Origin of the sequence: Dorea sp. AM10-31 (assembly GCF_003435815.1) — a bacterium.
GTDB lineage: Bacteria > Bacillota > Clostridia > Lachnospirales > Lachnospiraceae > Dorea_D > Dorea_D hominis.
In genome coordinates this window covers 15,732-29,464 of record NZ_QTUV01000008.1, presented here as the reverse complement: position 1 = coordinate 29,464, position 13,733 = coordinate 15,732, and the positions used below count along the sequence as shown (strand labels likewise).

At 40.2% G+C, this 13,733-nt stretch carries 12 protein-coding genes; 7 read left to right on the top strand and 5 right to left on the bottom strand.

Annotation, left to right across the window (positions count from 1 at the left end):
• Positions 1-46: 46 nt before the first annotated feature.
• From DW125_RS11365 to malQ (DW125_RS11350), 4 genes are read left to right on the top strand one after another with little or no spacing between them, the layout of a single operon-like run.
• On the top strand, positions 47-889 hold the full coding sequence (locus DW125_RS11365; protein ID WP_021859900.1) for a carbohydrate ABC transporter permease: 843 nt from the start codon (positions 47-49) through the stop codon (positions 887-889).
• Positions 889-1,722, top strand: a complete 834-nt coding sequence (locus DW125_RS11360) for a carbohydrate ABC transporter permease (protein WP_021859899.1) — start codon at positions 889-891, stop codon at positions 1,720-1,722. Before DW125_RS11365 ends, DW125_RS11360 begins: the two co-directional genes overlap by 1 nt.
• Before the next feature lie 53 nt (positions 1,723-1,775).
• On the top strand, positions 1,776-2,783 hold the full coding sequence (locus tag DW125_RS11355) for a LacI family DNA-binding transcriptional regulator (RefSeq protein WP_021859898.1): 1,008 nt from the start codon (positions 1,776-1,778) through the stop codon (positions 2,781-2,783).
• A 17-nt stretch (positions 2,784-2,800) separates the two neighbouring features.
• Positions 2,801-4,291, top strand: a complete 1,491-nt coding sequence (gene malQ / locus DW125_RS11350; RefSeq protein WP_199537840.1) for a 4-alpha-glucanotransferase — start codon at positions 2,801-2,803, stop codon at positions 4,289-4,291.
• Between the two features lie 45 nt (positions 4,292-4,336).
• On the opposite strand, the gene DW125_RS11345 is transcribed toward malQ (DW125_RS11350), so the two are convergent.
• Together DW125_RS11345 and DW125_RS11340 are read right to left on the bottom strand one after the other, a co-directional pair.
• Positions 4,337-5,050: a TraX family protein gene (locus DW125_RS11345; protein ID WP_117538208.1), complete on the bottom strand. Its 714-nt coding sequence runs from the start codon at positions 5,048-5,050 to the stop codon at positions 4,337-4,339.
• A gap of 335 nt (positions 5,051-5,385) precedes the next feature.
• A complete protein-coding gene (locus DW125_RS11340) occupies positions 5,386-6,261 on the bottom strand; it encodes an AraC family transcriptional regulator (RefSeq protein ID WP_117538207.1) in 876 nt (291 codons plus the stop codon).
• A 183-nt stretch (positions 6,262-6,444) separates the two neighbouring features.
• On the opposite strand from DW125_RS11340, the gene DW125_RS11335 reads away from it, so the two are divergent.
• Positions 6,445-8,697: a glycogen/starch/alpha-glucan phosphorylase gene (locus DW125_RS11335; protein ID WP_199537839.1), complete on the top strand. Its 2,253-nt coding sequence runs from the start codon at positions 6,445-6,447 to the stop codon at positions 8,695-8,697.
• Positions 8,698-8,709: 12 nt separating this feature from the next.
• Positions 8,710-10,212 carry a 4-alpha-glucanotransferase gene (gene malQ, locus DW125_RS11330; RefSeq protein WP_117538205.1) on the top strand — a complete coding sequence of 501 codons (1,503 nt, stop codon included), beginning with the start codon at positions 8,710-8,712 and terminating at the stop codon, positions 10,210-10,212.
• Between the two features lie 78 nt (positions 10,213-10,290).
• Here the strand turns inward: malQ (DW125_RS11330) and DW125_RS11325 are convergent, their stop codons facing one another.
• Positions 10,291-11,658: an MATE family efflux transporter gene (locus DW125_RS11325; RefSeq protein ID WP_117538204.1), complete on the bottom strand. Its 1,368-nt coding sequence runs from the start codon at positions 11,656-11,658 to the stop codon at positions 10,291-10,293.
• A 196-nt stretch (positions 11,659-11,854) separates the two neighbouring features.
• Here DW125_RS11325 and DW125_RS11320 point away from each other — a divergent pair, with 196 nt between their 5' ends.
• On the top strand, positions 11,855-12,442 hold the full coding sequence (locus DW125_RS11320) for an HD domain-containing protein (protein WP_117538203.1): 588 nt from the start codon (positions 11,855-11,857) through the stop codon (positions 12,440-12,442).
• Positions 12,443-12,456: 14 nt separating this feature from the next.
• Here the strand turns inward: DW125_RS11320 and rsmH are convergent, their stop codons facing one another.
• Both rsmH and DW125_RS11310 read right to left on the bottom strand, forming a co-directional pair.
• Positions 12,457-13,512, bottom strand: coding sequence for a 16S rRNA (cytosine(1402)-N(4))-methyltransferase RsmH (gene rsmH / locus DW125_RS11315; protein ID WP_117538202.1), 1,056 nt, complete (start codon positions 13,510-13,512; stop codon positions 12,457-12,459).
• 8 nt (positions 13,513-13,520) lie between these two features.
• Positions 13,521-13,724: a hypothetical protein gene (locus DW125_RS11310; RefSeq protein WP_199537838.1), complete on the bottom strand. Its 204-nt coding sequence runs from the start codon at positions 13,722-13,724 to the stop codon at positions 13,521-13,523.
• Between the last annotated feature and the right edge of the window lie 9 nt (positions 13,725-13,733).

Sequence of the window (13,733 nt, the reverse complement as noted above, 5' to 3'; positions counted from 1 at the left end):
GCAGGGGAGCACACTGCTCCCCTGTTTTCATACAAAGAGGGATAATATGGAAAAATCTATTAAACGTTATTGGCCAGTTTTTATACTTCCTACCATGGCAGCTTTCATGATCGGATTTGTCGTTCCATTTCTGGAAGGTATCTATCTTTCCTTTTGTGATTTCACGACCATCAAAGATGCCTCTTTTGTAGGACTTGAAAATTATGCAAAAGCTATTTCTGATAAGACATTTACACATGCCTTCTCTTTCACAACTGTTTTTGCAATTGTTACTTTAGTATTGATCAACGTGCTGGCATTTGCGGTTGCACTTGCACTTACCCAGAAGATCAAAGGAACGAATATTTTCCGTACCGTATTTTTTATGCCGAACCTGATCGGTGGTATCGTACTTGGTTACGTATGGCAGCTGATTTTTGACGGTATTCTTGGAAAGTTTGATCTTGCACTGAAACTGAATGCAAAATTTGGTTTCTGGGGTCTGGTCATTCTGATCTGCTGGCAGCAGATTGGTTATATGATGATCGTCTATATCGCAGGTCTTCAGGCAATCCCAGGTTCCTTGAATGAAGCAGCGATGATCGACGGTGCCAACGCAAGACAGCGTCTTTTCAAGATCACCATCCCGATGATGATGCCTTCCATCACCATCTGTACATTCTTAACGATCACAAACTCATTCAAACTGTTTGACCAGAACCTTTCACTGACATCCGGTGAACCAATGCATCAGACAGAAATGATGGCATTGAACATTTATGATACGTTCTACGGTCATGTAGGATTTGAGGGAGTCGGTCAAGCAAAAGCCGTGATCTTCTTCATAATTGTAGTAGCAATTGGTTTGATTCAGCTTCGCGCAACCAGAGATAAGGAGGTTCAGCAATAATGAAAAATAAAAAAAGCGGTATTTTCGCCACTCTCTTTTTCACTGTAATCTCTATTCTTTTCGTGGCACCGATTTTTGTTGTTTTGATGAATTCATTTAAGAGAAAAGCTTTTATCAGTCTTTCCCCATTTTCAATGCCGGACGAAAAGAGTTATGCAGGTCTTGAAAACTATGTTACAAGTATTACAAAATATGAATTTGTAAAAGCAGTTGGCTGGACATTATTTATCACCGTCCTCTCTGTAATTGTAATTTTAGTATGTTGCTCTATGTGTGCCTGGTACATTACACGAGTAAAGAATAAACTGACAAAACTGATTTATCTTTTATGTGTATTTTCTATGGTTATCCCATTCCAGATGGTTATGTTTACCCTCTCCGGAACAGCTGATTCTCTTCACCTGAATACACCTTGGGGAATCGTAATCGTATATCTCGGTTTTGGTGCCGGACTTGCAGTCTTTATGTTCTGCGGTTTTGTAAAATCAATTCCGATTGAAATTGAAGAAGCTGCCATGATCGATGGATGCAATCCGATCAAAACATTTTTCTCAGTCGTACTTCCTATTATGAAGCCAACTTATATCTCTGTCGGTATTCTGGAAGCGATGTGGATCTGGAATGACTTCCTTCTTCCTTACCTTGTACTGGATATCAAGAAATTTAAAACAATTTCTATCGTTGTACAGTATATGAAAGGAAGTTATGGACGTGTAGATATGGGAGCAATTATGGCTTGCCTGATCATGGCGATCATCCCTGTTATCGTATTCTACTTAAGCTGTCAGAAATATATCATCAAAGGAGTTGCGGCAGGTGCTGTAAAGGGATAAAATATACTCCGTACATATTTTTTAACTGCTGTTAACAGAAAGGATTTTTAATTATGACGATTAAGGACATTGCAAGGTTATCCGGATATGGTATCGGTACTGTATCACGGGTTATAAATAATCATCCGGATGTCAGTGACAAAGCACGGCAACGGATCATGGAGGTTATCGAAGAGACAAATTTCCAGCCCAATTCCAATGCAAAGCACTTGAAAATGAGAGCTGTTTCTTCTATCGCCATTATTATTAAAGGAAATCAGAATATTCTGTTTAACGCAATTCTTGAACAGATCCAGCAACGCCTTTTGGCAAATGATGAAGAGGCAGTTGTCAGCTATCTGGATGAAGATGCGAATGAAGTCAGTTATGCTATGAGTCTTTGCCGGGAAAAAAATCCAAAAGGAATATTTTTTCTCGGTGGAGATCTGGAATATTTTGAAAAAGATTTCAAATACATCCCTGTCCCATGTGTTCTGCTGACAAACAGCGGAAAGGATCTGAAATTTACGAATTTATCCTCTCTGACAACAGACGATGCTGCAGCTTCTGAGGCAGTAATCGACTATCTGGTAGATCAGGGCCATACACATATTGGAATCCTTGGTGGTAATCTTTCCGACACACAAGTCAGCTATAAACGTCTGACAGGCTGTATTGCCGGATTCAAAAAGCACCATCTTGATTTCCAGCAGGATCTGCAATATGAACCTTGCCATTATTCTGTCGAAGAAAGTTATGAAGCTGCTCTCCGACTGTTAAAGCGAAACTCGTCATTGACTGCAATCTTTGCTTTTGGTGATATCATTGCATTTGGTGCAATGCGGGCCAGTTTCGATCTTGGCAAAAGAATTCCGGAAGATATTTCTCTTGTGGGATATGATGGCATTGACCTCTCCCGTTTTTTTGTCCCAAGACTTACAACCGTCCGTCAGGATACCGCTCAGATGGCCAAGCAAGGCGTTGATTTGATGTTACAGCGGATCCATTATCCTTATAAAGCAGTTCACAAGGTCATTCCTTATGAACTGATCAAATCAGAAAGTGTAAAAAAAATAAATTAGAACGGAAAGGAGGGTTTATGGTGAGAGCTGCAGGTATTTTAATGCCCATTACTTCTCTTCCTTCCCCATATGGAATAGGAACCTTAGGTCAGACCGCACGTGATTTCATCCAGTTTCTTGAGAAATCTGGTCAGACATACTGGCAGATTCTTCCTATTTGCCCAACCGGATATGGAGATTCTCCCTATCAATCATCTTCTACCTTTGCAGGCAATCCTTATATGATCGATCTTAATGATCTTGTTTTGGAAGGATTACTGCAACGCGCTGACTTTGAAAATTTCTCCTGGGGAGACGAACCTGAAAAAATAGATTATAAGCTACAATATGAACAGCGTTTTGTTGTTCTAAAAAAATCTGTCGGAAACGTTTCTACGAACATGGCTGACAGTCTGTCTGCATTTTTTCAGACAGAAGCTTACTGGTTAGATGATTATGCCTTATATATGGCTGTTAAGAATCATTTCGGTGGAACCGCATGGTCCCAATGGCCAGAACCGGTAAGACTTCGTGACACGAATAAATTAGAGGAATTAAAAACAACTCTTGCAGAAGACATTTTATTCTGGAAAACAATCCAGTTTCTCTTCTTCCACCAATGGAACAAGTTAAAAGCTTATGCCAGTCAACATCACATTCAGATTATCGGCGATCTTCCAATTTATGTTTCCGAAGACAGTGCCGATGTATGGGCACACCCGGAACAGTTCCAATTAAATGAAGAGTTACGTCCAACAGAAATCTCCGGATGTCCTCCAGATGGATTTTCGGAAGATGGACAGCTCTGGGGAAATCCACTATTTAATTGGGATTATATGAAAGAAAATGAGTTTTCCTGGTGGATAACAAGAATTGCACATCAAATGAAAATCTATGATGTGTTGCGAATTGATCATTTCCGTGGATTTGATTCCTACTTTGCAATTCCTTACGGAGATAAAACTGCGAAAAACGGAGTTTGGAGAAAAGGTCCGGGAATTGACTTCTTCCAGACTGTAAAAGAAAAACTTGGGGATCTTCCAATCATTGCCGAGGATCTTGGTTTTTTAACAGACTCCGTGCATCAGTTACTGAAAGAAACCGGATTCCCTGGAATGAAAGTGTTAGAGTTTGCTTTCGACACCCGTGACACCGGTTATGGCTATCTGCCTCACTGTTATACAAGAAACTGTATCGTATATACCGGTACTCACGACAATGAGACGATCAACGGCTGGTTTGAAACCGCTCCGGAAGAAGACACAGCCAATGCGATCCGTTATCTTCGTCTGACAAAAGAGGAAGGGTACCACTGGGGTATGATGCGCAGTGCATGGGCAAGCGTATCTGATACAGCGATCATGCAGATGCAGGATCTTCTTGGTCTCGGACATGAAGCCCGGATCAACACCCCATCAACGCTGATTGATAACTGGACCTGGCGATGCAAGCCTGAAGACATCTCAGATGAACTCGCAAAGCAGTTATATGAAGAAATGAAAATATACGAAAGACTTCCTCAAATATAGAAGCGAAAGGGCGTAAATGCATTCACATTTACGCCCTCTTTTTCTTTAAATTCCAAGACACATTCTTATGATTCCTAAAATCAACAAATGCACCGGATAGAAAAGATAATTTACTAACTTATTCTGTTTTCCACGCTCTCCATTATAAGTAAGTGTCAATCCAAATCCAAGCAGAGCCCACGGCTCTTTAAACATAGAGAGGTAACAAAACGGAATTCCAAGTGCCCATCTCTCATGAAAAATATAACAGAAATAACCGATCAGCACCGCATGATGTTCATAGTCCAGACTTGTATTCATTGCTACAAAGCACAATACCGCTACAATAAGAAATGATACGAAATACCATAACGCCTTCGGTAATGATGCCATCTTCTCTTTCAATACGTCGATCACCCAGATCATAGCAAGTACAAGTGCCAGCGTGAACATAATATTGTTCCAGTTGACTTCAACAAATCTGGCCGATGTGCACATATCAAACGGAACCTCTGATATTACTCCAAATACAAGAAGTGTAGTTAAATATCTCCACTTATTCCTTGTGTGGAAATATCCTTCCACAAGAAGGAAGATGAATATCGGGAAAGCGATTCTTCCTAAAATATCAAAAAAATCACTCAATCGATTCAATGCTCCGCCATCCAGATTCGGATAGATCAGTGCTTTATTTGTATGGTCAATAAGCATTGATAAAAAAGCGATATATTTTAACTGCGCTCCCGAGAATATCTTGATTCTTTCTTTTATATTGTTCATAGATTTTTTTCAGACACCTTTCTTATTTATATTCTAGTAATTTTCTGTGTGAAGCTCGTGTGCTCTCTCGATGGCTGCCACACCTTTTCTGCCCAACACAAGCTCATATTCTGTCGATTATAGCGGAATAAATGCATTTATACAATCTTATATATAATGACTTTTGTCAAGAGGTAAATTGAAAAAAATCACTACAAATTTATTAAATTTTATCTGGCGAACCCGTGCCAACATAGATTGCTCATAGATAGCTCGAACCTTGAAGGATGCTAAAGCCCTTTCAGGGATTCTCCGGTTAATTGTTGTCTGCTTCGCTGTAAGCAGCGTACAGATACTTACGATTTTCTGTAGCTTCCGGGGGAAACACCATATTTTCTTTTGAAAATACGATTAAAATAAGACAGATTATCGAAACCGCTTTCTTCTGCGATCATCAGAATAGATTCATCGGATGATTTAAGAAGCCTTGCAGCCATAGCAAGACGATAATCGTTTAAATATTCGGTAAATCCAGTTCCCATATGAACTTTGAAAAACTTCATAAAATGAGATTTACTGTAAAAGGTAAGTTTCGCCATGTCATCAATTGTAAGTTTTTCTGTATAATGCTCTTCTACATATTTCAAAACAGTTTTCATTTTCTCCAAGGATTTTGGATTGTGAGAAATGGAAACTGTTTTTTTCTGTCTTTCAGAAATCAGAAGAAAGAAAAAGTAAAACAGTGCACTTTTTACTGCAAGCTGCCACCCGGTTGTCTGGTCTGCACAGACAAGGTCAATCTGTCGGATGCAATTGCTTAGAGACTCAAAAACTTCATGAGCAGGAGTAAGAAAATGTTCCACCGGCAAAGTCCCGTCAAGAAGCGGCTTCATGTATTGAAGCATACACAAATCATTTGCTCCGGAAGAGAGTAACTCCGGTTTAAAAATAATATTTTCATACTCCATTTTATAAGAAGCATCCTGCTCAATGGCATGAAGACAGCCCGGACATATCATAATAATATCTCCGCTGTGCACCAGATGCTTATCAAAGTCCACAGAAACATAACCCTGCCCTTTTTTAATAACGACAAGTTCCATCTCATCGTGCCAGTGCAACGGCACTCCCGGAAAATCAAGCGGAATAGAGCATAGATACGTATTATAAGGAAATTCTGTGGATGTATGTGCTTTTGTTTCGTGATAGTTCTGATATTCATTAATATTCATAAGAAAACAAAGTCCTTTCAACGAGTCCATAAAAATCTATTAGAATGATAGTATTGTACAATAAATTACAAGTATATTGCAAGATATTGGCATGGAATCATATTAAAATACAATTATAAACCAATGACAAAACAGCAAAAATGTTACATAAACCCGAATTCGATTTGAAAGGAGATTATTCAAATGAACATTCAGACAACATTACAGGAAAAACTTGGAAAAGAGATCGCGCAGGCTTCCAATGAAGAAATCTATGACGCACTTCTTAGCATGGTGCAGGAAATAGCAGGCGAAAAGGAACGCACAGACAGCAAAAAGAAGCTGTACTACATTTCCGCAGAATTCCTTATTGGAAAACTGCTTTCTAACAATATGATCAATCTTGGTATTTTCAATGAAGTAAAAGATGTGCTCGCACAAAACGGAAAGAACATTGCGGAGATTGAAGAAGTAGAACCAGAGCCGTCACTCGGCAATGGCGGACTTGGACGTCTGGCAGCTTGTTTCCTTGACTCAATCGCAACACTCGGACTTGCCGGAGACGGTGTCGGTCTGAACTATCATCTCGGACTTTTCAAACAGGAGTTTAAAAACAATCTTCAGCGAGAAACTCCGAATCCATGGATCGAATCAAAATCATGGCTGAAAAAAACAGATGTTATTTACCCGGTGTCATTCAAAGGGCTTAATGTAAATGCAAGAATGTATGACATCGAAGTGACAGGATACAACAATAAGACAAATAAATTACATCTCTTCGACATCGACTCTGTAGATGAGACGATCGTGGAGGATGGAATTGCTTTTGATAAAGAAGACATTGAGAAAAACCTGACACTTTTCTTATATCCGGATGACAGCGATGAGAATGGAAGACTGCTTCGCATTTATCAGCAGTATTTCATGGTAAGTGCAGGTGCACAGCTGATTCTCGATGAATGTATAGCAAAGGGGTGCAACCTTCATGATCTTGCTGATTATGCAGTGATCCAGATCAATGATACCCACCCGACAATGGTAATTCCGGAATTGATCCGTCTTCTTGTAGAGAAGGGCTTAGACATGGACGAGGCGATCGAAGTTGTTTCTAAAACATGCGCCTATACAAACCATACCATCCTTGCAGAGGCACTGGAAAAATGGCCGGTATACTATTTGAAGAAGGTCGTTCCACAGTTAATGCCAATCATTGAAGTATTAGATGACAAAGTAAGAAGAAAATATGATGATGAAAGCGTTTCTATTATCGACAGAAATGATACTGTTCATATGGCACATATTGATATCCATTATGGTTTCAGCGTAAATGGTGTTGCTTCTCTTCATACAGACATTCTGAAAGAGACTGAATTAAATAACTTCTACAAGATTTACCCGGAGAAGTTTAATAATAAGACAAATGGTATTACATTCCGTCGTTGGCTGCTGCACTGTAACCCAGCTCTGACAGCACTTCTTGATGAACTCATTGGAGAAGGATATAAAAAAGATGCAGCGGAACTTGAAAAACTGCTTGCGTTTAAGAATGATGAAAAGGTACTTGACCGATTAGTAGCAATCAAACACGCAAACAAAAAAGCATTGTGCAAATATTTGGAAGAGACACAGGGCGTAAAAGTGAGTGCAGATACGATCTTCGACATTCAGATCAAACGTCTCCATGAGTACAAACGTCAGCAGCTGAATGCATTATATATTATTGATAAATATCTTGAAATTAAAGCAGGAAAGATTCCTGCAGCACCTGTGACAGCGATCTTTGGAGCAAAAGCCGCACCGGCTTATGTAATTGCAAAAGATATCATTCATCTGATTCTCTGTCTGCAGGAGATCATTAACAATGATCCTGAAGTAAGCCCATATCTGAAAGTTGTTATGGTTGAAAACTACAATGTAACAAAAGCGGAAAAATTAATTCCGGCATGCGACATTTCTGAACAAATCTCACTTGCATCTAAAGAGGCAAGCGGAACCGGTAATATGAAATTCATGCTGAACGGAGCTATAACACTTGGAACAGAAGACGGCGCAAATGTGGAGATCCACGAGCTTGTCGGCAACGATAACATTTTTGTATTCGGTGCTTCCAGCGACGACGTAATCGAACATTACGTAAAAGCAGATTACGTCGCAAAAGACTTCTATGAAAAGAATCCGTCCATCAAAGCAGCAATTGACTTTATCACAAGCGATGAAATTTTGAAAGTTGGGCAGAAAGAAAACCTTGAGAGATTGCAGCATGAAATCATCAGCAAAGACTGGTTCATGACACTTCTTGACTTTGACAGCTACAAAGAAAAGAAAGAAGAAGCACTGAAAGCTTATACAGATCAGAAAACATGGGCTAAAAAAGCTCTTGTAAATATTGCGAGAGCAGGATATTTCTCATCTGATCGAACAATTGAAGAGTACAACAACGACATCTGGCATCTGTAAGAGGAGGAGCACATGGAAAGAGCAAGCGGAGTATTATTACCGGTATTTTCATTGCCGTCCAAATACGGGATTGGCTGTTTCTCAAAAGAGGCATATAAGTTTATAGATCAATTAAAAGAGGCCGGACAGAGTTATTGGCAGATCCTGCCGCTTGGACCGACTGGATACGGGGACTCCCCGTACCAGTCCTTCTCCACATACGCAGGAAATCCATATTTTATTGATCCCAAGACATTGATCAAAGAAGGACTTCTGACAAAAAAAGAATGTAAAGCGTATGACTTTGGAGACAAGGCAGACTGTATTGATTACGAAAAAATTTACAATTCTAGATTCAAAATGCTGAAAAAAGCATTTGCGCGTTTTAAAAATGACGAAGCATATGATCACTTTATAAATGAAAATGCATACTGGCTGGATGATTACAGTCTTTACATGGCAATCAAAGACAGTAAAAATGGAATCAGCTGGAATGAATGGGAAGCTTCTCTAAAAAACCGTGAAGAGGATGCACTTGGAAATGCAAGAAATGAACTGGCAGAAGAGATTGCATTTTATAAATTCCAGCAATATGAATTCGATAAACAATGGACAAAGCTTCATGCCTATGCAAATGCACAAGGCATTCAGATCATCGGTGATATTCCAATCTATGTAGCGTTTGATGGTGCGGATACATGGGCATCTCCAGAGTTATTCCAGTTTGATGAAGCGAATAACCCGGTAGCAGTAGCAGGATGTCCTCCGGATGATTTTTCTGCAACCGGACAGCTGTGGGGCAACCCATTGTACAATTGGGACTATCATAAAAAGACCGGGTACGACTGGTGGATCAAGCGGATCCGTCATTGTTTCAAATTATATGACGTAGTCCGAATTGATCATTTCCGTGGATTCGATGAATATTATTCCATTCCTTATGGAAATAAAACCGCAGTAGATGGCACATGGATGCCTGGTCCTGGAATGGAACTCTTCCGCACAATCGAAGAAAAGCTTGGAAAATTAAACATTATTGCAGAAGATCTTGGATTTCTGACAGAAACTGTTCTCCAGATGTTATCTGATAGTGGTTTTCCGGGAATGAAAGTGGCACAGTTTGCATTCGACCCAAACGGCGGTTCTGCCTATCTTCCGCACAATTATCCAAAGAACAGCGTTGTGTATACCGGCACGCATGACAACGATACGACAAGAGGATGGTATCACAGTACAGATAAAGCAACGCGAGATTTTGCAAAAGAATATATGCATACATCACGTCTCGACGAAGATGATCTGGCATGGGATTTTATCCGCCTTACGATGAGCAGCAACGCGAACCTTTGCATCACACCGATGCAGGATCTGCTGAATCTGGATGGCAGGGCGAGAATTAATACACCATCTACACTCGGCGAAAACTGGGCCTGGCGTATGGAAAAGAATCAATTTGATGCACAGACAGTGACGCGCTTGAAGCGTATGACATGGTTGTACGAGCGTCTTCCTGAAAAACAAAATAAATCGTTCTAATTTCGGTTGGCTTGAATTAATTGAAGGCATCATTGCACTCATGTGTTACCACCCATCACGGAGATTCAAAAAGGCATTCTAAGCAGGTACTTCCATCCGTTTCAGTTCCGGCAAAATCATACACAGCATTGTAATAAAACACAGACTGCCACCGATTACATTGGACACCGGTTCTGCAAGGAACACACCGGAAGTTCCCATATTTAAAACGTATGGCATAAAATATGTCAGCGGCACAACTATAAACACTTTACGAAGCAGGGAGAAGAAAATCGCCTGCTTCTTTTTGTTCAGGGATTTGAATACTGTCTGTCCCATATATTGGAAATCCATAAAAATAAATGCTGCGAAATACTGATTAAGCGCAGTCATTGCATCCTGCATCAATTCTGCATCTGTACTGAAAATACGTATAAGCGCACCTGGTTCCAGAATAATCACACTCCACATAACTCCGGTATACAAAATCATCATCATTGCCAGTACAACGCCCGCCTTGCGGACTCTTGCCGGGCGTCTTGCACCATAGTTATAACTCAAGATTGGAGATGCCCCCTCATTCATCGCATGGATCGGCGTCTCTACAAGCTGACGCACGCTGGAAATAATCGTCATCACCGAAATATAAATATCGCCTCCGGTCACTGCAAGTACATTGTTACAGCAGATCGTTACCAGACCGTTTGTAAGTTGCATAATAAATCCTGCCATTCCAAGACTTATAATATTTTTCGCATATCCGATATTTTCTGCTATTTCATTTTTCTTTAGTAGCCGCACCTTTAACTCTGCTTTTCTTGTCAAAAAATAAAATACAAACAATGCAGACAAACACTGTGAAATTACAGTTGCACACGCCGCACCACGTACTCCCATTCCAAATACAAAGATAAACAGAGGATCTAAAATCAGATTCACAACTGCACCGATTGCAACCGAAAGCATACCAACCAGCGAATAACCCTGTGCGTTGATAAATGGATTCATGCCAACTGCAACCATAGATGGAAGCGTACCAATCAGATAGACCATCAGATACGGACGTGCATAAACCATTACACTTCTGGATGCTCCAAACAGCGTCAGAATCGGATGGGAGAATAAAAGTCCGATCATCATTAACAACAAAGCACTGGAACATACAAGCGAAAACGACGTATTCATAATACGTGTTGCCTCTTGCTCTTTCTTTCTTCCTCTGTCTATGGAAAATAAGGGCGCACCACCTCCACCAAACAGATTTGCAAATGCTGTAATGATCACGATAACAGGAAAACAAAGTCCCACTCCTCCAAGCGCTGCTGTTCCTACCTCTGGAATACGCGCAATATATATTCGATCCACAATGTTATATAACAGATTTAAAATCTGCGCCACCAGCATCGGAAGCGCAGCTCCCAGTATATTTCCTGTAACCGTTCCATTTTCAAAATCAATTCGTTTCATTTATATTTAATCCTTTTTATATCTTGCTTTTTAGTATAACACGCACTATTCTATATGTAAAATATGATATCCGGATAACAAGATCATACTTCCGTCTGAACCTGCTCATGTGTAATTGTATGATTTTGAAATCAGCCCTATTATGAGTCAAAAAATGGGACTTTGTCCCGCGATATATGTACAGGAGGACATTAACATGAACGATAAATTAAAACAACAGCTTGACTTTATTCTGGAAATTGATAAAGAGAAAAACATTTTAAGACAGACACATCTGTCCGGCCACGGCAGACGTGAAAATGATGCAGAACATGCCTGGCATATGGCGATCATGGCATATCTTTTAAAAGAATATTCTAACGAACCGGTTGATATTACCAAAGTCATGATCATGTGTCTGATCCATGACATTGTAGAAATTGATGCCGGGGATACTTACGCTTATGACACAGAAGGGCTGAAAACACAGAAAGCACGAGAAGATGCCGCAAAAGAACGAATTTTTTCCTTACTTCCGAATGCACAGAAAGAAGAGCTGACTGCTCTTTTTGACGAATTTGAAGAAGCCAGAACCGCTGAATCCAGATTCGCCCACGTAATGGATAACCTACAGCCTCTTCTTCTCAACAACAGTAATGGCGGTGCTGACTGGCGGAAACATGAAGTATACGCCTCACAGGTTTATGGCAGACAACAGAAATCCAGATATGGCTCTAAGCAGTTATATGAAATTACAGACCAGATTCTGAAAGAAAACATCAAAAAGGGGAACATCAAAGAATAGTTCCCCTTTTAAAACTACCGCGCTTTAATAGCCCAACGCATCTTCGTAGATCTTGCACGTCCGTTCTGTGCGCACTCCTGCGCAGATGGGCGGATCACATCTTTCGCGTAATCAGAATAAATTCCCGCTTTATATCCAGCTTTTAAAGCCTTTTTCACCAACTTGTCTTCTCCTGAATGGAAAGTAAGAATCGCTACACGTCCTCCCGGTTTTAACGCATCTGGAAGCTTTTCCATAAATTCATACAGTACTTCAAACTCACGGTTTACATCAATACGAAGTGCCTGGAACACTCTCTGGCAAGTCTTGCGGATCGTATCTTTCTTCTCCTTCTCCGGAAGAAAATCCAGTGTATCTGCAATAAGCTTCCGCAGTTTTGTAGTCGTATCTACACGGTTTCCCTTGCGAATCTCATCTGTAATTGCTTTTGCAATCTCTTCACAGTATGGCTCGTCAGAATTTTCATATAACATTCCGGCAAGCTCTTCCCTGCTGATCTCATCCAAACGCTCTGCAGCGCTGATTCCTTTCTCCTGATTCAGCCGCAGATCCAGCGGACCGTCAGCACGGAAAGAAAATCCTCGTTTCGGATTATCGATCTGCATAGATGAAACACCCAGATCCGCAAGGATAAAATCAAAACCACCTATTTCTTCTGCAATCTCATCAATCGTACAGAAGTTCTGAAGTTTTACTGTCAGGATATCTTCGCCGAAACCCTGTTCTGCAAGACGTTTCTTTGTCTTTGCTGATTCTTCCGGATCGACATCTGTCGCATACATATGACCTTCGCCTTTCAGACATTCCATCATTGCCTTTGTATGCCCGCCATATCCAAGCGTTGCATCAAATCCTGTTTCTCCCGGCTTTATCTGAAGGAAATCCAGGATCTCTTTCACCATGATAGATATATGCATACCGGCAGGTGTATTTCCCTTGCTGATCACATGTGCAATCGTTTCTTTGTATTTCTCCGGATTTAATTCTTTGTATTTTTCTTCATATTTCCGTGGATATTTTCCTTTATATCGTACACGTCTTTTGTGGACTTTCTCTGTATTCTGTTCCATGATAGCTCCTATTCTTTCGTTTTTTCTTCTTTTAATTCCAGTGCAGTCTCATATGCATTGCATTTCTTGAAATATTCAAAAATGTCTTTAGTCTGTGCATACATCAGATAAAAATCAAAATAATCTACACCGCATGCCTTTAACTGGCTTTCAAAAAACGGACGGATATCTTCCTGCTTCTTAAAATATGCCATCGTAAGTTTATCTGTCAAGATGTATTC

Excerpts from the sequence above, each read along its gene's own strand:
- DW125_RS11365 (WP_021859900.1), top strand. The coding sequence starts at position 47 with ATGGAAAAATCTATTAAACGTTATTGGCCAGTTTTTATACTTCCTACC.
- DW125_RS11360 (WP_021859899.1), top strand. The coding sequence starts at position 889 with ATGAAAAATAAAAAAAGCGGTATTTTCGCCACTCTCTTTTTCACTGTA.
- DW125_RS11355 (WP_021859898.1), top strand. The coding sequence starts at position 1,776 with ATGACGATTAAGGACATTGCAAGGTTATCCGGATATGGTATCGGTACT.
- malQ (WP_199537840.1), top strand. The coding sequence starts at position 2,801 with ATGGTGAGAGCTGCAGGTATTTTAATGCCCATTACTTCTCTTCCTTCC.
- DW125_RS11345 (WP_117538208.1), bottom strand. The coding sequence starts at position 5,050 with ATGAACAATATAAAAGAAAGAATCAAGATATTCTCGGGAGCGCAGTTA.
- DW125_RS11340 (WP_117538207.1), bottom strand. The coding sequence starts at position 6,261 with ATGAATATTAATGAATATCAGAACTATCACGAAACAAAAGCACATACA.
- DW125_RS11335 (WP_199537839.1), top strand. The coding sequence starts at position 6,445 with ATGAACATTCAGACAACATTACAGGAAAAACTTGGAAAAGAGATCGCG.
- malQ (WP_117538205.1), top strand. The coding sequence starts at position 8,710 with ATGGAAAGAGCAAGCGGAGTATTATTACCGGTATTTTCATTGCCGTCC.
- DW125_RS11325 (WP_117538204.1), bottom strand. The coding sequence starts at position 11,658 with ATGAAACGAATTGATTTTGAAAATGGAACGGTTACAGGAAATATACTG.
- DW125_RS11320 (WP_117538203.1), top strand. The coding sequence starts at position 11,855 with ATGAACGATAAATTAAAACAACAGCTTGACTTTATTCTGGAAATTGAT.
- rsmH (WP_117538202.1), bottom strand. The coding sequence starts at position 13,512 with ATGGAACAGAATACAGAGAAAGTCCACAAAAGACGTGTACGATATAAA.